We start from the raw sequence: 22565 nt of genomic DNA on the forward strand, positions 1-22565 counted from the left end.
GTGCCGTAGACACTGTCTACTCGGCGATGGTGTGAGCCTTGGTTCGGGAATGTGGAGACCCATGGCGCGAGTTGACCGGGATATGACTCAGGACACATCGGCTCAGGACGCGCTGCTCGAACTGCTCTCCGACGGCCGCGGCGGGGTGCTGGTCACCCTCAAGCGCGACGGCCGGCCCCAGTTGTCGAACGTCAGCCACCACTACTACCCGGACGAGCGGATCGTCCGGATCTCGGTCACGGACGGCCGCGCCAAGACCAGCAATGCGCGCCGGGACCCGCGGGTGTCGTACCACGTCTCCAGCCCCGACCATCGGGCCTACACCGTCGTCGAGGGCACCGCGGAACTCACCCCCGTCGCCAAGGACCCGCACGACGACACCGTCGAGGAACTGATCCGCCTCTACCGGGACGTCCTCGGCGAACACCCGGACTGGGACGACTACCGGGCCGCGATGGTCCGTGACCGGCGGCTGGTGCTGCGGGTGAAGGTGGAGCGGGCGTACGGGATCCCGGCGGGCGCCAACCGGGGCTGACGACTCGGCGACTAGTACGGCGAGGGTGTCTGCATCTGCGACCCTTCCTGCGTGCGGGCTTCGATCGCGCGCAGGACCGCCACCATGTCCTCGCCGCCGTACCCGAGCGACACCGTCTCCCCGAAGAGCGCGTGGCAGACGTCGAGCAGCGGCGAGGCCAACCCTGTCTTGCGTGCGGCCTCGGCGATGAGCCGGTTGTTCGTCAGGACGTCCGAGGCCGCCGCCTGCACGGCGAAGTCGCGCTCCAGGAGCTTGGACGCCTTCATCCGGGAGACGGCACTGGCCATCGGACCCGCGTCCAGGACGTCCAGGAACAACCGGCGGTCCAGGCCCTGGCGTTCGGCGAAGTGGAAGGCCTCGGTGAGTCCGGTGACCTGGGTGATCAGGAACAGGTTCACCGCGAGCTTCATCAGCAGGGCGTTGGGCGCGGGGCCGCAGACGAAGGTGCCGTGACACATGGGGGCGAGCAGCGGCCGTACGATCTGCACGGCGGACTCCTCCCCGGCCAGCATCGCGACCAACTGCCCGTTCTCCGCCGGGACTCGGGAGCCGGAGACGGGCGCCTCGACGTAACTCCCGTCCGCCGCGCGGATATCGGCCTCCAATGCCTGCGAGTACTCCGGCGAGGTCGTGCCCATGTGGACGACCACGCGCCCGGCGACGCGCGCCGCGAATTCCGGGGCGCCGCGACCGAGGACGGCGTCGATCGCGAACTCGTCGGCCAGCATCACGATCACGACGTCCGCCCGCGCGAACACCTCGGCGGGGTCGGCCGCCACGGAGGCGCCGGCCGCGCGCAACGGTTCGGTGCGGGCGACCGTGCGGTTCCAGACGGTGAGGGGCGTGCCGGCGCGGGCCAGGCGCAGTGCCATGGGCTGACCCATGACGCCGAGGCCGAGGAAGCCGACGCGGACCGGACGGCCAAGACCGTCGCCGTCGCCGTCGTAGGCGTCGTCGCCATGGTCGACCTGGTCGCTGTGCACGATCCACCACCTGTCCCGGAGCCACCACTCATGACGCTCGTCATAGTAGCCCTCGCTATGACGACGGTCATAGAGTGGTCGTGGAACGAAGGAGGTCGGCCATGCCGAAGTCGGGGTCCGAACGGGGTCCGCGTGAGCGGATGGTCTTCAGCGCGGCCCAGCTCATCCGGCGGCAGGGCGTCGGCGCGACCGGCATGCGGGACGTCGCCGTCCACGCAGGGGCGCCACGCGGTTCGCTCCAGCACTACTTCCCGGGCGGCAAGGAACAGCTGGTCAACGAGGCGGTGGCCTGGGCGGGCCGGTACGCGGGCCGGCGCGTGGCCCGCTTCATGGCGGGGATGCCCGAGCCGACGCCCGGCGGACTGTTCGCGGCGATGGTGGGCCAGTGGACCGGCGAGTACGAGACGGCAGGCCGCCTCGCCGGCTGCCCGGTCGCCGCCGCGACGGTCGACTGCGCCGACTCCACCGAGTCGACCCGCGAGGCCGCGGCCGGCGCCTTCGCCACCTGGACCGGTCCGGTGGCCGGCGCCCTGACGGACATGGGCGTACCGACCGACCGTGCCGAGCCCCTCGCCACCCTCATGATCAGCACCCTGGAGGGCGCCCTCCTGATCGCCCGCGCCGAGCACGACACCCGAGCGCTGACGACCGTGGCCCGGGAACTCGCGCCGATGCTGGACGCGGCGGCGACGGGAGCGGCGCGTTCTTGAGCGGGCTCTTCGCCAGCTGACCTGCTGCCCGATCGCGGGAACCTTCCCGCGATCGGGCAACGACAGACAGCGGGGATCACCCCCTCACCAGCCGGCGGAGATCAGGTCATCTCCAGCCGGCGGCGATCAAGCAGTCACCTTCTCCGGCTGTGACGCCCGCGCGGGTGTCCGCTCGCCGAGTTGTTCGGTCGGTACCTTGCAGGTCTCGCGGGCGGAGATGGCGGCGATGACCGGGGGGACGCACAGGGCCGCGGTGAACAGGGCCACCGAGGACCAGTCGGTGCCGTCCGGGCCCGCGATCTGCGCGGCGAACGTGACCGCGAAGCCGGCCACCGCGAATCCGATCTGCGTGCCGATCGCCATGCCGGACAGCCGGACCCGGGTCGAGAACATCTCGCCGTAGAAGGAGGGCCACACGCCGTTCGCGGCGCTGTAGACGACACCGAAGGTGATGATGCCGAGGAGCATGATCAGGGGGTAGGAGCCGGTGGAGATGGCCCAGAGGTAGAGGAACATCATGATCGCGCTGCCCACGGCGCCGATCAGGAAGACCGGGCGACGGCCGACGCGGTCCGAGAGCGTGGCCCACAGCGGGATCGCGGCGAGCGCGACGAGGTTGGCGAGGGCGCCGACCCAGAGCATCGAGGTACGGGACATGCCGACCGCGTCGCTGGTCGCGTACGCCAGCGCCCACACCGTGAAGATCGTGGAGACCGAGGCGATCAGCGCGCCCCCGATCACCCGCAGCACATCCGCCCAGTGCTCGCGCAGCAGCACCATCAGCGGCAGCTTCACCACACCGTCCGTGGCCACCTGGCGGGCGAAGGCGGGCGTCTCCTCCAGCCGGCGGCGGATGACGTAGCCGACGACGGCGACCACGATGCTCAGCCAGAACGGCACCCGCCAGCCCCAGGACAGCAGTTGGTCCTCGGGCAGCGAGGCGATCGGGATGAAGACCAGCGTGGCCAGCAGCTGTCCGCCCTGCGTGCCGCCGAGCGTGAAGCTGGTGAAGAAGCCGCGCCGGTGCGGTGGCGCGTGTTCGAGGGTCATCGAGTTGGCGCTGGCCTGCTCGCCCGCCGCCGAGATGCCCTGGAGAACACGGCAGGCGACCAGGAGGACGGGGGCGAGGGTGCCGACCTGGTGACGGCTGGGCAGACAGCCGATCAGGAACGTCGACACGCCCATCAGGATCAGCGTGAAGACCATGATCTTCTTGCGGCCCACGCGGTCGCCGAAGTGACCGAGGAAGAGCGCGCCGACCGGCCTGGCCGCGTACGCCACACCGAACGTGGCCAGCGACAGCAGGGTCGCGGTGGCCGGGTCGGACTCGTCGAAGAAGACCTTGGGGAAGATCAGGGCTGCGGCGCTGCCGTAGATGAAGAAGTCGTAGTACTCCAGGGCGCTGCCGATCCAGGCGGCGGCGGCCGCCTTGTTCGGTTGCCCGACGGCTTCGGCGGGGACGGACACGGCGTGCTCCTTCGGGGAACTCCAAGGTAGAGGAGTGAGCGGGGAGGAGAGGGACGGGGCCGAGGTACTCGAGCGTGGATCGGTTAATTAACCCACTGGATAGTTAGTCTCGGTGGGTAGGGATGTTGCGCTCGCGTTTCCCGGGTGTCAAGAGGTCGCGCGTCGCCGATTCAGTCGGCGGTGCGCTCCACCGTCAGGTAGGCGATCACCATGTCGCCGAGCATGGCGCGGTAGTGCTCGCGCCGGTCCGGGTCGGTGAGGTCGCGGCCGAACAGGGCGCCGAACGTGTGCCGGTTGGCGACCCGGAAGAAGCAGAACGAACTGATCATCGCGTGCAGGTCGACCGCGTCGACGTCGGCCGTGAACAGGCCCGATTCCTGCCCGGTGGCCAGGATGCGGCGGATCACGTCGAGCGCGGGGGAGCCGATCTTGCCCAACTTCTCGGAGGCGGCGATGTGTTCGGCCCCGTGGATGTTCTCGATGCTGACCAGGCGGATGAAGTCCGGGTGCTGTTCGTGGTGGTCGAAGGTGACCTCGGCGAGCTTGCGGATGGCCGCGACCGGGTCGAGATGCTCGACGTCCAGCCCCTGTTCGGCCTCGCGGATCACGGTGTACGCCCGCTCCAGGACGGCCGTGAAGAGCTGCTCCTTGCCACCGAAGTAGTAGTAGATCATCCGCTTCGTGGTGCGGGTGCGGGCCGCGATCTCGTCGACGCGAGCGCCGTCGTAGCCGGCCCGCGCGAACTCCTGGGTCGCCACGTCGAGGATCTCGGCCTGGGTGCGGACCGCGTCGCGGATCCGTCCGTTGGGTCGTGCCGGTTCGTCGACGCTGGTCATCGGGTTCCTTGGGTTCCTTCGGGAGTGCGGCCGCTGCGCCAGATTCTAGGCGGGAGATTGCGGAAGGCGGGGGTCGTGGCGGTCCCGGGCCTTCCCTGAGGGGCGGCGCGGCTGATATAGCTAACGTACTGGTTCGTACATTAGTGATCGGCTCAGGAGGTCCGCGTGGCCAAGGACTCGTTTCTCGTCGGACTGATCGGCGCCGGCATCGGGCCGTCGCTCAGCCCGGCGCTGCACGAGCGGGAGGCGGACCGGCAGGGCCTGCGCTACCTGTACCGGCGCATCGACATCGACGAGCTGGGCCTGCGGCCGGAGGCCGTCGGCGACCTGGTGCGGGCCGCGCGGGACCTGGGCTTCGACGGGCTCAATGTCACCCACCCGTGCAAGCAGCTCGTCATCGAGCACCTGGACGCGCTTGCTCCGCAGGCTTCGGCGCTCGGGGCGGTGAACTCCGTGGTTTTCGAGGATGGTTGTGCCGTTGGGTACAACACCGACGTCACGGGGTTCGCTGCGGCGTTTGCCCGTGGGTTGCCCGATGTTCCGGTGGAGCGGGTCGTGCAACTCGGTGCGGGGGGTGCGGGGGCGGCTGTCGCGCACGCCATGCTCAACCTTGGCGCGGAGCGGGTCACTGTCGTGGACGCGTTGGCCGATCGGGCCGTGGATTTGGCCGCGGCGCTCAATCGGCATTTCGGGGTGGGGCGGGCTGCCGCGGCTTCTCCGGAGCGGTTGGGTGAGTTGTTGGCCGGGGCGGATGGGGTTGTGCATGCGACGCCGACCGGTATGGCCGCGCATCCTGGGTTGCCGTTCCCGGCGGATTTGCTCCGCAGGGAGTTGTGGGTTGCCGAGGTGGTGTATCGGCCGTTGGAGACGGAGTTGGTGCGGGCCGCCAGGGCGGTGGGGTGTGCCGTTTTGGATGGGGGTGGGATGGCTGTGTTTCAGGCTGTGGATGCGTTTCGGTTGTTTACGGGGCGTGAGCCGGACGTTGGGCGGATGCTTGCGGACTTTTTGGTGGAGAGCTCGGCTGGTCAGGTTGTTTGACGGGTGCCGGCCGGATGTGGCTGGTCGCGCAGTTCCCCGCGCCCCTAAAAGCAAAAGGCAGGAGGAGTCGCCGTGCGTACCTGTGTAGCTACCGTCTCTCTTAGTGGCTCACTCACCGAGAAGCTTGCCGCTGCCTCGCGGGCCGGGTTTGACGGAGTCGAGATATTCGAGAACGACTTGCTTGCCAGTCCACTCACGCCCGAGGAAATCAGGGGACGTTGCTCGGACCTCGGGCTCTCCATCGACCTCTATCAGCCCATGCGGGACATCGAAGCCGTCCCCCGCGAGGAGTTCGCGCGGAATCTGCGGCGCGCCCGGCACAAGTTCGAGGTGATGCGGCGGCTCGGTGCTGACACCGTTCTTGTCTGTTCCAGCGTGTCCCCGCTCGCGGTGGACGATGACGACCTGGCCGCCGAGCAGTTGAGTCAACTCGCTGATCTTGCGCAGGATTTCGGGATCCGCGTCGCCTACGAGGCGCTTGCCTGGGGGCGGCACATCAGTACGTATGACCATGCCTGGCAGGTAGTCGAGGCCGCCGGGCACCCGGCCCTCGGTACCTGTCTCGACAGTTTTCACATCCTCTCCCGCGGCTCCGATCCCAAGGGCATCGAGGACATCCCCGGGGAGAAGATCTTCTTTCTCCAGCTGGCCGATGCTCCGTTGCTCGCCATGGACGTGCTCCAGTGGAGCCGGCACTACCGCTGCTTCCCGGGGCAGGGTGGCTTCGATGTGGCAGGGCTCGTGGGGCATGTGCTGCGCGCCGGATACAGCGGTCCACTCTCCCTCGAGGTCTTCAACGACGTCTTCCGTCAGGCCGAGGCCGGTCCGACCGCCGTGGACGCGCACCGCTCGTTGCTCGTCCTTCAGGAAGCCGTCGGGGTGGCGGAGTTGCCCGCGCCCGTCGTCCCCACGGGTATTGCCTTCGCCGAGTTGGTCACGGCCGACGCCGAGCCGGTCTCGGCAGTTCTCGGTGCTCTCGGGTTCGTGCGCGCCGCGCGGCACCGGAGCAAGCCGGTCGACCTGTGGCAGCAGGGGGACGCCCGGGTGCTGGTCAACACCGGGCCGGCCGCCCGCCGCGACGGTACCGGTCTCGCCGCGATCGGTCTCGAGTCGCCGGATCCCGAGGGTGCCGCCCGCCGTGCCGAGGCGCTGCTGGCGCCGGTGCTGCCGCGGCGGCGGGCGCGCGAGGACGCGTCCCTCGAAGCCGTCGCCGCTCCCGACGGGACGGAGTTGTTCTTCTGCGCGACGGGCCGGCCCGAACTGCCCGACTGGCGAGCCGACTTCGAGAACCTCCAGCACACTCCGCCCGCCTCGGACGTCCGTCGTATCGACCACCTCGCCCTCACCCAGCCCTGGCACCACTTCGACGAGGCCGCGCTTTTCCATCAGGGCGTCCTCGGTCTGGACGCCCAGGAGAGCGTGGACGTGGCCGACCCGTACGGGCTGCTGCGCAGCCGTGCCGTCACCGCTGGCGACGGTGACGTCCGGATCGCCCTGTCCGTCGGTGCGGCCCCTGCTGACGACACGGTCCACGCCCAGCACATCGCCCTGGACACGCGGGACGTGGTCGCCGCGGCACGCCGGTTCCGCGCGGCGGGCGGGCTGCTGCTGGAGATGCCGGCCAACTACTACGACGACCTGGCCGCCCGGTTCGATTTCGCCGACGGCGAGTTGGCGACGTACAAGGAGCTCGGGATCCTCTACGACCGTGACGCGTACGGGGAGTTCAGGCACTGCTACACCCGCACCGTCGGCCGCGTCTTCTTCGAGCTCGTCCAGCGCGACGGGGGCTATCGGGGGTACGGCGCGGCGAACGCGCCGGTCCGGCTGGCCGCCCAGCACGCCGCTCGGCGGCTCACTGGCGGCTGACGCTCCTGGTCACGCCCGCGATGACCGTCGTGGCGAGGATCCAGCCGGTGATGATGAGGACGTAGGCCAGCGCCTGATAGCCGCCGCGTGGGGCGAAGGCGCTCTCCTGGCCGAAGGAGATCACCGGGAGGAGCAGGTCGAGGGTGTAGAACACCGCGTTGAAGGGCGGGGCCTCGGACGGCTTCAGTGCGGGCGGGTTGTGCAGGCCGTACGCGATCGAGCCCGTGGCGAGCAGGGAGAGCAGCCAGATCGCCGCGCGGAGCGGGCGGAAACCGTAGCCGACGGTGACTTCCTGGAGGTGGCCCCACGTGCGCCCGTACCAGGGGAGCGTGGCGCGATAGCGGAGCTGTTTGGCGAGTTGGACCTCGCGGGCCGCCCTGTCGTCACCGATGCGCCGGTAGGCGGCGGTCAACTGCTCGTAGGCGTACGGGACATAGCCTTCGCCGTCCCGTTCCAGCATCGGCAGTCGTTGGTCGGCGGGCAGGTGCGGGGTGAGCGTGGTGAAGCTGAGGTTGTTGAGACGTACCTCGGTCGGCAGCACCTCCGGGCCGAAGCTGAGGACGTCGATGTGCGCGCGGCGGAGGTTGAGGACTCCCTCGACGCGATCGCCGCCGTACAGCCATAGCTCCCCGATGACGCTGCTGCTGGCCCGCAGTGCCGTGCCGCCGGGGTGCGACAGATGTGAGCGGGACAGGTCGAGGCGGCCGGCTATGCGGGCACCGCGCATCTCGATCTGGCCGTGCGCGCGGAGCCGACGGGCGTTGACGTCGGCGTTCGCGTCGAGCGCCTGCGCGCTGAGGGCGATGCCACCGGGGTTGTGGAACTCGGCGTTCTCCAGATCGACCTTGCCGGCGACCGAGGCACCGTTGAGCCGTGTCTCGCCGTACACGCGCAGCCCCGTGGCCACGAAGTCATGGCTGATGGAGGACTGGTTGAGTTGGAGCACCGGGTCGCCGGCCTCAGGCGCCCTGATCTCGGCCCCGTCCAGAAAGACTGCGCCCGAGAACTGGGTCCCGCCCAGCTTCACCAGCCCTCGTGCCCGGCAGTCGGTCAGACGCAGCGGGCCCTCGATCCGCGAACTGCCGAGAACGAGTGCCGGGAAGACGGACGCCCTGAGATTGAGTTGGCGCAGCCGGGAGCCGTAGAGGTCGAGGGGTTCGTCGAAGTGGCAGTGGCTCAGTCGGACGGCGTGCTCGACGACGGCGTAGATGAGGTTCAGCACTCCCGTGACGCGTGCGCCCGTGAGCCTGAGAGCGGCGACCTCTCCCTCCTCCTGCGGTGCGCTGAGCAGGAGTGCCTTGAGCACCTCGGCGCGGACCGTGCGTTCCGGTCCCCACTCGGCTCCCGCCGACACGTCCTCGTCCGTCGACTCCCGGAAGTCCACCGACTCGCCCCGGGGAAAGGCCCGCCACACCCGCAGTTCGGCCGGTGTCAGATCAGTGATCTCCATCAGCGGTGACTCTGACCCGGCCCGCGTGAGCTGTCAACACCCCGTTACGGGCGTGCAGTTGTACATACGGCCCCGGTGGTGACGCCGACGCGTCAGCCCGGGGCCGTTGTTCGGCGCAATGCCTACGCCCTGGCGTTCCACTCCGCGATGACCGGGCGGTCGTGCTCGGTCGACAGGCGGCTGACCGTGCCCGTCGACAGCTGGAACAGCCGGCCCTCCGCGGGCGGCAGGCCCAGGCGGCGGGCCGTCAGGACGCGCAGGAAGTGGGCGTGCGCGACAAGGATCACGTCGCCGCCGGCGAGGGCGGGGTCCACACGGGACAGGACCCGGTCGGCGCGGGCGCCGACCTCGGCCGGGGACTCGCCGGGGTGGCCCTCGGGGCCCGGCGGGACGCCGTCCAGCCACAGGTCCCAGCCGGGGCGGGCGCGGTGGATGTCGACGGTGGTGACGCCCTCGTAGGCGCCGTAGTCCCACTCGTGCAGGTCGGGATCCGGTACGGACCCGGTCAGGCCCGCGAGTTCGGCGGTGCGTATCGCGCGGCCTAGCGGGCTGGTCAGGGCGAGAGCGAAGGACCGCCGGGAGAGGAGGGGAGCGAGCGCCTTGGCCTGCTCCTCACCGTGCTGGGTGAGGGGCAGGTCGGTCCAGCTGGTGTGCTGGCCCGACACGCTCCACTCCGTCTCGCCGTGGCGGACCAGGAACAGGTCCCCCACGGCGGGCCTACTTCGACTCGACGGCGTGACCGCCGAACTGGTTGCGCAGGGCGGCGATCATCTTCATCTGCGGCGAGTCGTCCTGGCGGGACGCGAACCGCGCGAAGAGCGAGGCCGTGATCGCGGGCAGCGGCACGGCGTGGTCGACGGCCGCCTCGACGGTCCAGCGGCCCTCGCCGGAGTCCTGCGCGAAGCCCTTGAGCTTGTCGAGGTGCTCGTCGTCGTCCAGGGCGTTGACCGCGAGGTCCAGCAGCCAGGAACGGATCACCGTGCCGTCCTGCCAGGAGCGGTACACCTCGCGGACGTTGTCCACCGAGTCGACCTTCTCCAGCAGCTCCCAGCCCTCGGCGTAGGCCTGCATCATGGCGTACTCGATGCCGTTGTGGACCATCTTGGAGAAGTGCCCGGCACCGACCTTGCCCGCGTGGACATAGCCGTACGGGCCCTCCGGCTTGAGCGCCTCGAAGATCGGCTGGAGCCGCTCGACGTGCTCCTTGTCGCCGCCGACCATCAGGGCGTAGCCGTTCTCCAGGCCCCACACGCCGCCGGAGACACCGGCGTCGACGAAGCCGATGCCCTTGGTCGCCAGCTCCTTCGCGTGCTGCTCGTCGTCCGTCCAGCGGGAGTTGCCGCCGTCCACGACGACGTCACCGGCCTCCAGCAGACCGCCGAGCTCGTCGACCACCGACTGGGTGGCCGCGCCGGCCGGGACCATCACCCAGATGGTGCGGGGCGCTTCGAGCTTCTCGACCAGTTCGGTGAGACTGCTGACGTCGGAGACCTCGGGGTTGCGGTCGTAGCCGACGACGGTGTGGCCCGCGCGGCGGATGCGCTCGCGCATGTTGCCGCCCATTTTGCCGAGTCCGATCAAGCCGAGCTGCATGTCAGTTCACTTCCTTCAGGTCGCGGTAGGCGGCCACGAGTGCGGTGGTGGAGGGGTCGAGGCCGGGGACGTCCGCGCCTTCGGTCAGGGCGGGTTCGACGCGCTTGGCGAGCACCTTGCCGAGCTCCACGCCCCACTGGTCGAAGGAGTTGATGTTCCACACGGCGCCCTGCACGAACACCTTGTGCTCGTAGAGGGCGATCAGCTGGCCGAGCACCGACGGGGTCAGCTCGCGGGCCAGGATCGTGGTCGTGGGGTGGTTGCCCTTGAAGGTGCGGTGCGCGACCTGCGCCTCGGGCACGCCCTCCGCGCGGACCTCCTCGGCGGTCTTGCCGAAGGCGAGCGCCTGGGTCTGGGCGAAGAAGTTCGCCATCAACAGGTCGTGCTGCGCCTTGAGTTCGTCGCTCAGCTCGGCCACGGGCCGGGCGAAGCCGATGAAGTCCGCCGGGATCAGCTTGGTGCCCTGGTGGATCAACTGGTAGTACGCGTGCTGCCCGTTGGTCCCGGGCGTGCCCCACACCACCGGGCCGGTCTGCCACTCCACCGGCCGGCCGTCGCGCTGCACCGACTTGCCGTTGGACTCCATGTCGAGCTGCTGGAGGTACGCGGTGAACTTGGAGAGGTAGTGGCTGTAGGGCAGCACCGCGTGCGACTGGGCGTCGTGGAAGTTGCCGTACCAGACACCCAACAGGCCAAGGAGCAGCGGGGCGTTGGACTCGGCGGTCGCGGTGCGGAAGTGGTCGTCGACGATCCGGAAGCCGTCGAGCATCTCCAGGAAGCGGTCGGGGCCGACGGCGATCATCAGCGAGAGGCCGATCGCGGAGTCGAACGAGTAGCGCCCGCCGACCCAGTCCCAGAACCCGAACATGTTGTCCGGGTCGATGCCGAACTCGGTGACCTTGCCGGCGTTCGTCGACAGCGCCACGAAGTGCTTGGCCACCGCCTTGTCGTCGCCTCCGAGGCCCGCGAGGAGCCAGGAGCGGGCCGAGGTGGCGTTGGTGATCGTCTCGATCGTGGTGAAGGTCTTGGAGGCGACGATGAACAGCGTCTCCGCCGGGTCCAGGTCGCGGGTGGCCTCGTGGAGGTCGGCGCCGTCCACGTTCGACACGAAGCGGACCGTCAACTCCCGTGCGGTGAACGCCCGCAGGGCCTCGTAGGCCATCGCGGGGCCGAGGTCGGAGCCGCCGATGCCGATGTTGACGACGTTCTTGATGCGCTTGCCGGTGTGGCCGGTCCACTCGCCGGAGCGGACGCGGTTCGCGAAGTCGCTCATCTTGTCGAGGACGGCGTGCACGGCCGGGACGACGTTCTCGCCGTCGACCTCGATCACCGCGTCGCGCGGGGCGCGCAGCGCGGTGTGCAGGGCCGCGCGGTCCTCGGTGGAGTTGATGTGGTCGCCGCGGAACATGGCGTCGCGCCGTCCGAACACGTCGGTGGCGGTGGCCAGTTCCTGGAGCAGGGCCAGCGTCTCGTCGGTGATCAGATGCTTGGAGTAGTCGATGCGCAGGTCGCCCACGCGCACGACGTACCGCTCGGCGCGTCCGGGGTCCGTCGCGAACAGCTCGCGCAACTGCGGCTGTCCCTGGGCGCGGTGGTCCTCGAGTGCCGCCCACTCGGGGCGCCGGTCCAGCGTCGGGGAGTCAGACATGAGAGGGGGTCTCCTTGGTGGCCTCGCCCCGCAGGGCGATGGCGTACATCTCGTCGGCGTCGAGGCGCCTGAGCTCCTCGGCGATGAGTTCGGAGGTGGGGCGTACCTTCAGGGCGAGGGTGCGCGGCGGCTGGTCCGGCAGGGTCAGCGTGGCCAGCGGGCCCTCGGGTCGGTCGATGACGATCTCGCCGCTCGTGGTGCCCAGACGCACGGCCGTGACCACCGGGCCCGCGCTCTCGACCCGGTCGACGGACACCTTCAGGCGGGCCTCCAGCCACCGGGCGAGCAGCTCGGCCGCCGGGTTGTCCGCCTCGCTCTCCACGGCCGCCGAGATGATCGGCATCCGGGCCTGGTCCAGGGCAGCCGCCAGCATCGAGCGCCACGGCGTCAGCCGGGTCCAGGCCAGGTCCGTGTCGCCGGGCGTGTAGGCGCGGGCCCGGCCGGCCAGCGCCTCCAGCGGCCGCTCGACCGCGTACAGGTCGGTGATCCGGCGCTGGGCGAGGGCGCCCAGCGGGTCCTTGGCGGGCACCTCGGGCGCGTCCGCCGGCCACCACACGACCACCGGGGCGTCCGGCAGCAGCAGCGGCAGGACGACCGAGTCGGCGTGGTCGGACACCTCGCCGTAGGTGCGCAGCACGACCGTCTCGCCGGTGCCGGCGTCGGCGCCCACCCGGACCTCGGCGTCCAGGCGGGACGTCGTACGGTCGCGGGGCGAGCGGGCGAGCCGCTTGATGACGACCAGGGTGCGCGAGGGGTGCTCGTGCGAGGCCTCCTCGGCCGCCTTGATCGCGTCGTAGGCGTTCTCCTCGTCCGTGACGATGACCATCGTCAGGACCATGCCCACGGCAGGGGTGCCGATGGCGCGGCGACCCTGCACCAACGCCTTGTTGATCTTGCTTGCCGTGGTGTCGGTCAGGTCGATCTTCATGGCCTGCGCCAGCTCCGTCCGTCTCGTGCGAGCATCTCGTCGGCTTCCTTCGGCCCCCAGCTGCCCGAGGGGTACTGAGCGGGTTTACCCTGCTTCGCCCAGTACTCCTCGATCGGGTCGAGGATCTTCCAGGACTCTTCCACTTCCTGGGGACGCGGGAACAGGTTGGCGTCACCCAGCAGCACGTCAAGGATGAGCCGCTCGTACGCCTCCGGGCTGGACTCCGTGAAGGACTCGCCGTACGCGAAGTCCATCGACACGTCCCGGATCTCCATCGAGGTACCCGGCACCTTGGAACCGAACCGGACCGTCATGCCCTCGTCCGGCTGGACGCGGATCACGATGGCGTTCGCGCCCAGTTCCTCGGTGGCCGTGGAGTCGAAGGGGGAGTGCGGGGCCACCTTGAAGACGACCGCGATCTCGGTGACCCGGCGGCCCAGGCGCTTGCCGGTGCGCAGGTAGAAGGGGATGCCCGCCCAGCGGCGGTTGTCCACCTCCAGCTTCACGGCCGCGTAGGTGTCGGTCTTCGACTTGGGGTCGGTGCCCTCCTCCTGGAGGTAGCCGGCCACCTTCTCGCCGCCCTGCCAGCCGGTCGCGTACTGCGCCAGCACGGTGTGCTCGCCCAGGTTCTCCGGCAGCCGCACCTGCTTGAGCACCTTGAGCTTCTCGGTGAGCAGCGACTCGGCGTCGAAGGCGATGGGCTCCTCCATGGCGGTGAGCGCCATGAGCTGGAGCAGGTGGTTCTGGATGACGTCACGGGCGGCGCCGATGCCGTCGTAGTAGCCGGCCCGGCCGCCGATGCCGATGTCCTCGGCCATCGTGATCTGCACGTGGTCGACGTACGAACGGTTCCAGATTGGCTCGTACATCTGGTTGGCGAAGCGCAGCGCCAGGATGTTCTGGACCGTCTCCTTGCCCAGGTAGTGGTCGATGCGGAACACCTGGTCCGGCTCGAACACGTCGTGCACGAGCGCGTTCAGCTCCCGCGCGCTCGCCAGGTCGCGGCCGAACGGCTTCTCGATGACCGCGCGCCGCCAGGACCCCTCGGGCGCGTTCGCCAGACCGTGCTTCTTGAGCTGCTTGACGACCTTGGGGAAGAACTTCGGCGGTACGGAGAGGTAGAAGGCGAAGTTGCCCCCGGTGCCCCGGGAGGCGTCCAGTTCCTCGACGGCCGACTTGAGCTGCTTGAACGCCGTGTCGTCGTCGAAGTCGCCCGGGATGAACCGCATCCCCTCGGCGAGCTGCTGCCACACCTCCTCGCGGAACGGGGTGCGGGAGTGCTCGCGCACGGAGTCGTGCACGATCTGCGCGAAGTCCTCGTCCTCCCAGTCCCGGCGGGCGAACCCGACGAGCGAGAAGCCCGGCGGCAGCATGCCGCGGTTGGCGAGGTCGTAGACGGCCGGCATCAGCTTCTTGCGGGACAGGTCGCCGGTGACGCCGAAGATGACAAGGCCGGACGGGCCGGCGATGGTGGGCAGCCGCCGGTCGCGCGCGTCGCGCAACGGGTTCGCCCAGTCGATGGCGGGACTCTCGGTCATTCTCCGTCGACCCCTTCGCTGTTCAGGGACTTCGTCACGGCGTCCAGCAGGTCCTGCCAGGCCGCCTCGAACTTGGCCACGCCCTCGTCCTCCAGCTGCTTGACGACCTCCTCGTACGAGATCCCGAGCCGCTCGACGGCCGCGAGTTCGGCGCGTGCCTGGGCGTAGCCGCCGGTGACCGTGTCACCGGTGATCACACCGTGGTCCGCCGTCGCCTTCAAGGTGCCCTCCGGCATCGTGTTGACGGTGCCCGGCGCGACCAGCTCGTCCACGTACAGGGTGTCCTTGTACGCCGGGTCCTTCACCCCGGTCGAGGCCCACAGCGGACGCTGCTTGTTGGCCCTCGCGCCGGCGAGAGCGGTCCAGCGACCGCCCTGGAATACATCTTCGTACGCCTCGTAGGCGAGGCGCGCGTTGGCCAGTGCCGCCCGGCCCTTGAGGGCGAGGGCCTCGTCGGTGCCCAGGACGGTCAGGCGCTTGTCGATCTCGGAGTCGACGCGGGAGACGAAGAAGGAGGCCACGGAGTGGATCGTGGAGAGGTCCAGGCCCTTCGCGGCGGCCTTCTCCAGACCTGCCAGGTAGGCGTCCATGACCTCGCGGTAGCGCTCCAGGGAGAAGATCAGCGTGACGTTGACGCTGATCCCGAGGCCGATGACCTCGGTGATCGCCGGGAGGCCCGCCTTGGTCGCCGGGATCTTGATCATGACGTTCGGGCGGTCGACCAGCCAGGACAGCTGCTTGGCCTCGGCGATCGTGGGCGCCGTCTCGTGGGCCAGACGGGGGTCGACCTCGATGGAGACCCGACCGTCCCGGCCGCCGGTGGCGTCGTACACGGGTCGCAGCACGTCGGCGGCGGCGCGCACGTCGGCGGTCGTCATCATCCGTACGGCCTCGTCGACCGTCACACCGCGGACGGCGAGGTCGGCGAGCTGCTCCTGGTAACCCTCGCCCGTGCCGATCGCGGCCTGGAAGATCGAGGGGTTCGTGGTGACGCCCACGACGTGCTGCTTCGCTACGAGTTCGGCCAGGTTGCCGGACTCGATCCGCTTGCGCGACAGGTCGTCCAGCCAGATGGAGACGCCCTCGTCGGACAGGCGCTTGAGGTTGTCCGCGGACGCGGTTGCATCGGTCACAATGATCATCTTCTTTCTGGCGAACGGATCAACCGCGCGCGGCGGCCAGGGATTCCTTGGCGGTCGCGGCGACGTTCTCGGGGGTGAAACCGAACTCGGCGAAAAGGGTCTTTGCATCGGCGGAGGCGCCGAAGTGCTCGAGGGAGACGATGCGTCCTGCGTCACCTACGAACCGGTACCACGTGAGACCCACACCCGCCTCGACGGCGACACGGGCCTTCACGGCCGACGGCAGGATCCGCTCGCGGTACTCCCGCGGCTGCTCCTCGAACCACTCGACGGACGGCATCGACACCACGCGCGTGCCGATCCCCTCCGCCTCCAGCCGCTCACGCGCCTCGACCGCGAGGTGGACCTCGGAACCGGTGGCGATGAGGATCACGTCGGGGGTGTCCTTGGAGGACTCGCGCAGGACGTAACCGCCCTTGGCCGCGTCGGGGTCCGGCGCGTAGGTCGGTACGCCCTGCCGGGTGAGGGCGAGGCCGTGCGGGGCCGGGTCGGTGGCGTGCCGCTTCAGGATCTCGGCCCACGCGATCGCGGTCTCGTTGGCGTCGGCGGGCCGGACCACGTTCAGGCCGGGGATGGCGCGCAGCGAGGCGAGGTGCTCGACCGGCTGGTGGGTCGGCCCGTCCTCGCCGAGACCGACGGAGTCGTGGGTCCAGACGTACGTCACGGGGAGCTGCATCAGCGCGGCCATGCGGACGGCGTTGCGCATGTAGTCGGAGAACACCAGGAAGGTGCCGCCGTAGATACGGGTGTTGCCGTGCAGCGCGATGCCGTTCATCTCGGCCGCCATGGAGAACTCGCGGATGCCGAAATGGATCGTACGGCCGTACGGGTCGGCGCCGGGCAGCGGGTTGCCCTCGGGCAGGAACGACGACGTCTTGTCGATGGTCGTGTTGTTCGAGCCGGCCAGGTCGGCGGAGCCGCCCCACAGCTCGGGCAGCACCCCGCCGAGCGCCTGGAGCACCTTGCCGGAGGCGGCCCGGGTCGCGACGGAGGCGCCCTCCTCGAAGACCGGCAGGACGTCCTGCCAGCCCTCGGGCAGCTGCCCCGCGACGATCCGGTCGAACAGGGCGGCCCGCTCGGCATCGGCGCCGCGCCACTTGTCGAGCTGCTTGTCCCAGGCCGCGTGCGCCTCCGCGCCCCGGTCCAGGGCGGTGCGGGTGTGGGCGAGGACGTCGTCGGCGACCTCGAAGGACTGCTCCGGGTCGAAGCCCAGCAGCCGCTTGGTCGCGGCCACCTCGTCGGCGCCGAGCGCGGAGCCGTGGGCGGCCTCGGTGTTCTGCGCGTTCGGGGCGGGCCAGGCGATGATCGTGCGCATCGCGATGATCGAGGGCCGCCCGGTCTCCGCCTGCGCGGCCTTCAGCGCCGCGTACAGGGCCGCCGGGTCGATGTCCCCGCCGAGCGCCGGCTCGATCCGCTGGACGTGCCAGCCGTAGGCCTCGTAGCGCTTCAGCACGTCCTCGGAGAACGCGGTGGCGGTGTCGCCCTCGATGGAGATGTGGTTGTCGTCGTAGAGGAAGACCAGGTTGCCGAGCTTCTGGTGGCCGGCCATCGAGGAGGCCTCGGCGGAGACGCCCTCCTCCAGGTCGCCGTCGGAGACGATCGCCCAGATGGTGTGGTCGAAGGGGGAGGTGCCCTCGGGGGCCTCGGGGTCGAACAGGCCGCGCTCGTAGCGGGCGGCCATCGCCATGCCGACGGCGTTGGCGACGCCCTGGCCGAGCGGGCCCGTGGTGGTCTCGACGCCGGCGGTGTGCCCGTACTCCGGGTGACCCGGGGTCTTCGAACCGTGCGTGCGGAAGGCCTTGAGGTCGTCGAGACCGACCTCGTACCCGGCGAGGAAGAGCTGGGTGTAGAGGGTCAGCGAGGTGTGGCCGGGGGAGAGGACGAAGCGGTCACGGCCGGTCCACTCGGGATCCGCCGGGTCGTGACGCATCACCTTCTGAAAGATCGTGTAGGCGGCAGGGGCCAGGCTCATCGCGGTGCCCGGGTGCCCGTTGCCCACCTTCTGCACGGCATCGGCCGCCAGGACCCGGGCCGTGTCGACGGCACGCCGGTCGAGTTCGGTCCATTCGAAGCTGTCCGGTGTCTGCGCGCTCATCGTGCTCATCTTCAAGAAGTCCTCGATCGGAGCGGGGTAGCTGGTCTGACGCGTTCAAAACTAAAAGTCTGACTTTTTAGAGGGAAGGTCCCTGTGTGTCAGCCTGTGGTGAAAGTGGGACACGGACAGCGCGATCGAGGCGGCACGAGAAGGACATGGCGGACAGAACCATCCAAGGTGGCGACGGTGAAGGCGGCGTGGACGCCATCCGAACGTTTCCCTTCCCGGTCGAGCTGAGTGTGTGCGGGGTCGGCATGCAGGTCGGCCCGATGGGCACCGACCGCACCTGGCACGCGGATGCCCCGCTGCACCGCGTCCACCGCATCGACTTCCATGTCGTGATGCTCTTCGACGAGGGGCCGGTCCGCCACATGATCGACTTCGACGAGTACGAGGCGACGGCCGGCGACATCCTGTGGATCCGCCCCGGCCAGGTCCACCGCTTCGCACGGGAAGACGAGTACCGCGGCACCGTCCTGACCATGCAGCCCGGCTTCCTCCCGCGCGCCACGGTCGAGGCGACCGGCCTCTACCGCTACGACCTGCCGCCCCTGCTCCGCCCCGACGCCCCCCAACTGGCCGCCCTGCGCTCGTCCCTGGCCCAGCTCCAACGCGAGTACGAGGACACGACCACGCTCACACTGAGCCTGCACACCTCGATCCTGCGCCACTCGCTGACCGCGTTCCTGCTCCGCCTCGCCCATCTCGCGGCCACGTCCGCGGAGGCGGCCCGCGGACAGGCCGACACGACGTTCACCCTCTTCCGGGACGCCGTCGAGCAGGGCTTCGCCACCAACCACAGCGTCAGCGCGTACGCCGACGCCCTCGGCTACTCCCGCCGCACCCTCGTCCGCGCGGTCCGCGCCGCCACCGGCGAGACCCCCAAGGGCTTCATCGACAAACGCGTGGTCCTGGAGGCCAAGCGCCTCCTCGCCCACACGGACCTGTCCATCGGCCGCGTCGGCGTGGCGGTCGGCTTCCCCGACGCGGCGAACTTCTCCAAGTTCTTCCACCAGCACACGGACCTGACGCCGGCGGGGTTCCGGGCGGAGCTGCGGTAGCGGCCGAACCCGCGCGATGCCCCTTGCGATGCCCCGCGCACGGCGATGCCCCCGCGAGCAGGACCGGATCTCACCGGCCTCGCGGGGGCATCGCCAACGGGCGTGTCAGTGCCCGAAGTTGAACCAGTTGACGTTCACGAAGTCGGCCGGTTGGCCGCTGGTGAAGGTCAGATAGACGTCGTGCGTGCCCGTGACCCCGCTGATGTTGGCCGGGATCGTCCGCCAGGACTGCCAGCCGCCCGTGTTGGCGAGGGCGAAGCTGCCGATGGGCGTGCTGGTACGGCTGTCGAGGCGCACCTCGACCAGGCCGCTCACGCCGGAGGCGGCACCGCTGGCCACGCGTGCGACGAACTGGGTGGCCGCCGTGGAGCCGAAGTTGACGCCCTTGTACTGCGCCCAGTCGCCGTTGGCGAGCGAACCGATGTCCTGGCCGCCACCGGTGTCCGTGGTCGTCTCGGGGACCGTGCCGGCCTGGCTGTCGTAGGACTCGGCCTGGATGGCGCTGTAGGCGTCCCGGTTGCCGGTCGGCGGAGGCGTGGTACCGCTCCCACTCGCCGACAGGACCTGGACGTAGTCGACGACCATCGGCACGCCGGACTGCGTGTCGCCGTCGAGGCCGCCGCCGAACGCGTCCGGGAAGCCGCCGCCCATCGCCACGTTGAGGATCAGGAAGAAGCCGTGGTTGGTGGCGTTCGCCCAGGTGGTCGCGTCCACCTGACTCGCCGTCACGGTGTGGTAGTTGACGCCGTCGACGTAGAAGCGGATCGCCTCGGGGCTCACCGAGCGGTCCCACTCCATCGAGTAGGTGTGGAAGCCGGACTGGCAGGTCGTGTTCGGGCAGGCGACCGAATTGCCGATGCCCGTCGTCTCGTTGCACGGGCCGCCCGGGCTGGTACCGCAGTGCAGCGTCGCCCAGACCTTGTTGAGGCCTTGGACGTTCTCCATGATGTCCAACTCGCCGACGCCCGGCCAGTTTTGGTAATTCCCTCGGTAAGGGGCGCCCAGGGCCCAGAACGCCGGCCAGTAGCCCTCGGCCGCCGTGCCGGTGACGTTGGGCATCTGGATGCGGGCCTCGACGCGCAGCTTGCCGCCGGCCGGGGGCTGGAAGTCGGTCCGAGTGGTCTCGATGCGGCCCGAGGTCCACTGACCTGCCGCGTTGCGCACCGGGGTGATGCGCAGGTTGCCGGAGCCGTCGAGCGAGACGTTGGTGGTGCTGTTCGTCATCGTCTCGACCTCACCGGTGCCCCAATTGGCGGGGCCGCCGGGATACGAAGTCCCGGTGTCGTACTGCCAGTTGGAGGTGTTCACGCCGGTGCCGGCGGTCCCGTTGAAGTCGTCGAGGAAGACCTGCGACCAGCCCGCCGGGGGAGTGGGCGCGGAGGCGTTCGCGGGCAGGCTGGCGGCCGTGGCGAGAGCGGCCGCCAGACCGATCGTGGAGAGTACGGCGACGAGGGCGCGGCGGCGTCTGGGTATTCCGGAGGGTGCACTCATGGGGGTGCCTCTCGGGTACGGAGTGAGGTGGGGTGCGCGGGTGTCCAAGAACCTTTGAGAGCGCTCTCAGAGGTGGGGTCAATGTGCCCTCAGGTACTCCGGTCGTCAAGAGTTGAAGCAGGGAAAGTCCTTGCGGACGGGGCGAGTTCACCCGATGAAGGACCGTATGGAAGGTATGGGTGCGAGGCGGCCGCGGACCGCGGCCGCCTCGGTCCGGGTCAGTTCAGCGGAGCGGGCGCCGGGGTGCCGTAGAACGTGATCGGCGGCCAGCCCTTGCTGGCCGCGAGTTCGTTGAGCGCCTCGGCGATCTCCAGCGGGGAGACGACGTTGGCCGCCGGTGTGTCGCTCACCGCGACGCTGAACTTGATCGTGAGGTCCCCGTTCATATCGTCCTGAACCAGCTGGGAGTTCCCGCTGAAGAGCGTCCCGTTGGGGAAGTCGGTCGATGTGGTGTCCGCGGTCTGTTCCGCCTCCGCGGCCTGGGCCGGCTGGGCCGTCGCCGCGCCACCGAGCACGGCGCCGGCGGTGGCCGTACCGGAGTATCCGAGCAGGGAACGTCTTGAGATTCTGGACAAGGTACCCCCTCCTTCACGGCCGCGCGGGTGCCTCCCGGGGCCGTCGGCCGATCGTAGGCACGGTCGATCACGGCGAGGGGCTGAACGAGATCGTCCGCTAGTGGACGGCCTGGGCGAGACCGGCCTCGTGCGAAGGGCGGGGCCTAAATCGCGCTGCCCGCCTTCCAGTTGGCCCACGACATGTTCCAGCCGTTGAGGCCGTTGGACGGTTCCACCGTCTTCTCGCCGGAGTTCTTGACGATGACGACGTCGCCGAGCATGGAGCTGTCGTAGAACTTGTATCCGGGTACCGAGGTGTCGTTGGCGCCCTTGGTGTCGTGCAGGCCGACGCAGCCGTGGCTGGTGTTCTGGTGGCCGAACACCCCCGTGGACGCCCAGTAGTTGCCGTGCACGAAGGTGCCGGAGGTGGTCAGGCGCTGGGCGTGCGGGACGTCCGAGATGTCGTACTCGTCGCCGAGCCCGACCGTCGAGGACTCCATGCGGGTCTGCTTGAACCGCTCGCTGATCACCATGATCCCGGACCAGGTGGTGTGGTCGGAGTCGCCGCCGGAGACGGGGTAGGTGGCGTGGGTCGCGCCGTCCCGTTTGACCACCATCTCCTTGGTGGACAGGTCGACCGTGCTGATCTGCTCGCGGCCGATGTGGAAGGTGACGTCCTTCGACTGGACGCCGTAGACGCCGTCGGAACCCTCGACGTCCTTGAGGCGCAGGCTGAGTGTGATCGTCGTGCCGGACGCCCAGTACGTCTCGGGGCGGAAGTCGAGCCGGGTGTCGCTGAACCAGTGGCCGACCACCTCGACGGCCGGCTCGGCGGTCACCGTGATCGCCTTCTGGACGGCGGCCCGGTCCGCCACGGCGTGCGTGAAGTTGAGCGACACCGGCATGCCGACGCCGGAGGTGGTGTTCGCCTCGGGCGTGAAATAGCCGACGAAGGTCTCGCCGGGCGCCTTGGTGGTGAAGGTCGAGGTCTGCTCGGACGCGCCCTGGGCCGTTGCCGCGACGGTGTACTTCGTACCCGAGTACGGGTTCTTCGCGGACGTCCACTTCGTCTTGGCGTCGTTCAGCGAACCGGCCAGCGTGGAGCCGTCGTTTCCGGTGACCTCGACCGAGGCGAGGGTGCCGTCGGTCACGGTGACCTCGACCGGGCTCGCGAAGTCGGCCTTCTTGGTGCCGTCGGCCGGGCTGACCGTGATGGTGGGCCGCTTCGTGGCCGAAGCCGAGGCCACGCCCGACGCGGCGGCCTTCGTGGTGTCGTCCTCCGAGGCGCCCGCCGAGCTGCACCCGGTGAGGACAGCGGCAGGCACCGCGCCGAGTGCGGTGAGCACCCCGCGCCGGGACCACCTCGCCGACTGCTGCTCGGACCGGTTCGATATGTGCGATGCGCCCACGGCAGGCCTTCCTGAGAAATCCACCTTGCGGGTGCATCCTGCGCCGCGGACATGGGTTGATCCTTTGAATCCCCGGGCCGCTCCCTGAGATTCCTGTGAGGACAGGGTGAGAGAAGGCCTGAAAGCACGGTTGTGGGGGCGCCCGGGTTTGTGAACAGAGTATGAACGGCCCGACCGGGCCCTGAGTATCCGGTGAGATCCCCGCTCCGGCATGGCTT

General features: G+C 69.6%; 19 protein-coding genes. 5 read left to right on the forward strand and 14 right to left on the reverse strand.

The genetic code is table 11. The annotated features are described in order from the left end of the window. Positions 1-82: 82 nt before the first annotated feature. Positions 83-535, forward strand: a complete 453-nt coding sequence (locus ACWD5F_RS23255) for a PPOX class F420-dependent oxidoreductase (RefSeq protein ID WP_451256909.1) — start codon at positions 83-85, stop codon at positions 533-535. An 11-nt stretch (positions 536-546) separates the two neighbouring features. Here ACWD5F_RS23255 and ACWD5F_RS23260 read toward each other — a convergent pair whose 3' ends face one another. Beyond that, positions 547-1518, reverse strand: a complete 972-nt coding sequence (locus tag ACWD5F_RS23260; protein ID WP_451256911.1) for an NAD(P)-dependent oxidoreductase — start codon at positions 1516-1518, stop codon at positions 547-549. Between the two features lie 101 nt (positions 1519-1619). Between ACWD5F_RS23260 and ACWD5F_RS23265 the strand changes: the two genes are divergently transcribed. After that, on the forward strand, positions 1620-2228 hold the full coding sequence (locus tag ACWD5F_RS23265) for a TetR/AcrR family transcriptional regulator (RefSeq protein WP_451256913.1): 609 nt from the start codon (positions 1620-1622) through the stop codon (positions 2226-2228). Between the two features lie 126 nt (positions 2229-2354). Here ACWD5F_RS23265 and ACWD5F_RS23270 read toward each other — a convergent pair whose 3' ends face one another. Together ACWD5F_RS23270 and ACWD5F_RS23275 are read right to left on the reverse strand one after the other, a co-directional pair. Then, on the reverse strand, positions 2355-3695 hold the full coding sequence (locus ACWD5F_RS23270) for an MFS transporter (protein WP_451256915.1): 1341 nt from the start codon (positions 3693-3695) through the stop codon (positions 2355-2357). Between the two features lie 170 nt (positions 3696-3865). Next, positions 3866-4531 (reverse strand): TetR family transcriptional regulator, encoded by a 666-nt coding sequence (locus ACWD5F_RS23275; RefSeq protein ID WP_451256917.1) that lies wholly within the window; start codon positions 4529-4531, stop codon positions 3866-3868. Positions 4532-4696: 165 nt separating this feature from the next. Here ACWD5F_RS23275 and ACWD5F_RS23280 point away from each other — a divergent pair, with 165 nt between their 5' ends. Beyond that, entirely contained in the window at positions 4697-5569 is an 873-nt protein-coding gene (locus ACWD5F_RS23280) for a shikimate dehydrogenase (protein WP_451256919.1), read from the forward strand. A gap of 72 nt (positions 5570-5641) precedes the next feature. Then, positions 5642-7438 (forward strand): bifunctional sugar phosphate isomerase/epimerase/4-hydroxyphenylpyruvate dioxygenase family protein, encoded by a 1797-nt coding sequence (locus ACWD5F_RS23285; protein WP_451256921.1) that lies wholly within the window; start codon positions 5642-5644, stop codon positions 7436-7438. Here ACWD5F_RS23285 and ACWD5F_RS23290 read toward each other — a convergent pair. The 8 genes from ACWD5F_RS23290 to tkt all read right to left on the reverse strand — a co-directional run bounded on the left by ACWD5F_RS23290 (position 7425) and on the right by tkt (position 17832). Next, positions 7425-8888 (reverse strand): membrane-associated oxidoreductase, encoded by a 1464-nt coding sequence (locus tag ACWD5F_RS23290; RefSeq protein WP_451256922.1) that lies wholly within the window; start codon positions 8886-8888, stop codon positions 7425-7427. The genes ACWD5F_RS23285 and ACWD5F_RS23290 overlap by 14 nt on opposite strands. 122 nt (positions 8889-9010) lie before the next feature. Continuing rightward, a complete protein-coding gene (locus ACWD5F_RS23295; RefSeq protein ID WP_451256924.1) occupies positions 9011-9598 on the reverse strand; it encodes a histidine phosphatase family protein in 588 nt (195 codons plus the stop codon). Between the two features lie 7 nt (positions 9599-9605). Then, a complete protein-coding gene (gnd, locus tag ACWD5F_RS23300) occupies positions 9606-10481 on the reverse strand; it encodes a phosphogluconate dehydrogenase (NAD(+)-dependent, decarboxylating) (RefSeq protein WP_451256926.1) in 876 nt (291 codons plus the stop codon). Between the two features lies 1 nt (position 10482). Then, positions 10483-12129: a glucose-6-phosphate isomerase gene (pgi, locus tag ACWD5F_RS23305; RefSeq protein WP_451256928.1), complete on the reverse strand. Its 1647-nt coding sequence runs from the start codon at positions 12127-12129 to the stop codon at positions 10483-10485. After that, entirely contained in the window at positions 12122-13057 is a 936-nt protein-coding gene (gene opcA, locus ACWD5F_RS23310) for a glucose-6-phosphate dehydrogenase assembly protein OpcA (RefSeq protein WP_401712617.1), read from the reverse strand. Before opcA ends, pgi begins: the two co-directional genes overlap by 8 nt. Beyond that, positions 13054-14595: a glucose-6-phosphate dehydrogenase gene (gene zwf, locus ACWD5F_RS23315; protein WP_401712614.1), complete on the reverse strand. Its 1542-nt coding sequence runs from the start codon at positions 14593-14595 to the stop codon at positions 13054-13056. Before zwf ends, opcA begins: the two co-directional genes overlap by 4 nt. After that, positions 14592-15737: a transaldolase gene (gene tal / locus ACWD5F_RS23320; RefSeq protein ID WP_451256930.1), complete on the reverse strand. Its 1146-nt coding sequence runs from the start codon at positions 15735-15737 to the stop codon at positions 14592-14594. The genes zwf and tal overlap by 4 nt, the downstream gene beginning before the upstream one ends. 19 nt (positions 15738-15756) lie before the next feature. Beyond that, a complete protein-coding gene (tkt, locus tag ACWD5F_RS23325; protein WP_451257555.1) occupies positions 15757-17832 on the reverse strand; it encodes a transketolase in 2076 nt (691 codons plus the stop codon). Between the two features lie 155 nt (positions 17833-17987). On the opposite strand from tkt, the gene ACWD5F_RS23330 reads away from it, so the two are divergent. Further along, positions 17988-18893 (forward strand): helix-turn-helix domain-containing protein, encoded by a 906-nt coding sequence (locus ACWD5F_RS23330; RefSeq protein WP_451256932.1) that lies wholly within the window; start codon positions 17988-17990, stop codon positions 18891-18893. A 105-nt stretch (positions 18894-18998) separates the two neighbouring features. On the opposite strand, the gene ACWD5F_RS23335 is transcribed toward ACWD5F_RS23330, so the two are convergent. The 3 genes from ACWD5F_RS23335 to ACWD5F_RS23345 all read right to left on the reverse strand — a co-directional run bounded on the left by ACWD5F_RS23335 (position 18999) and on the right by ACWD5F_RS23345 (position 22347). After that, the gene (locus ACWD5F_RS23335; RefSeq protein ID WP_451256933.1) at positions 18999-20384 is read right to left on the reverse strand and encodes a glycoside hydrolase family 16 protein; all 1386 of its coding nucleotides are present in this window, start codon (positions 20382-20384) and stop codon (positions 18999-19001) included. A gap of 218 nt (positions 20385-20602) precedes the next feature. Further along, a complete protein-coding gene (locus ACWD5F_RS23340) occupies positions 20603-20959 on the reverse strand; it encodes a twin-arginine translocation signal domain-containing protein (protein WP_451256935.1) in 357 nt (118 codons plus the stop codon). 143 nt (positions 20960-21102) lie between these two features. Then, the gene (locus ACWD5F_RS23345; protein ID WP_451256937.1) at positions 21103-22347 is read right to left on the reverse strand and encodes a L,D-transpeptidase; all 1245 of its coding nucleotides are present in this window, start codon (positions 22345-22347) and stop codon (positions 21103-21105) included. Between the last annotated feature and the right edge of the window lie 218 nt (positions 22348-22565).

Source organism: Streptomyces sp. NPDC002499, from assembly GCF_053595415.1.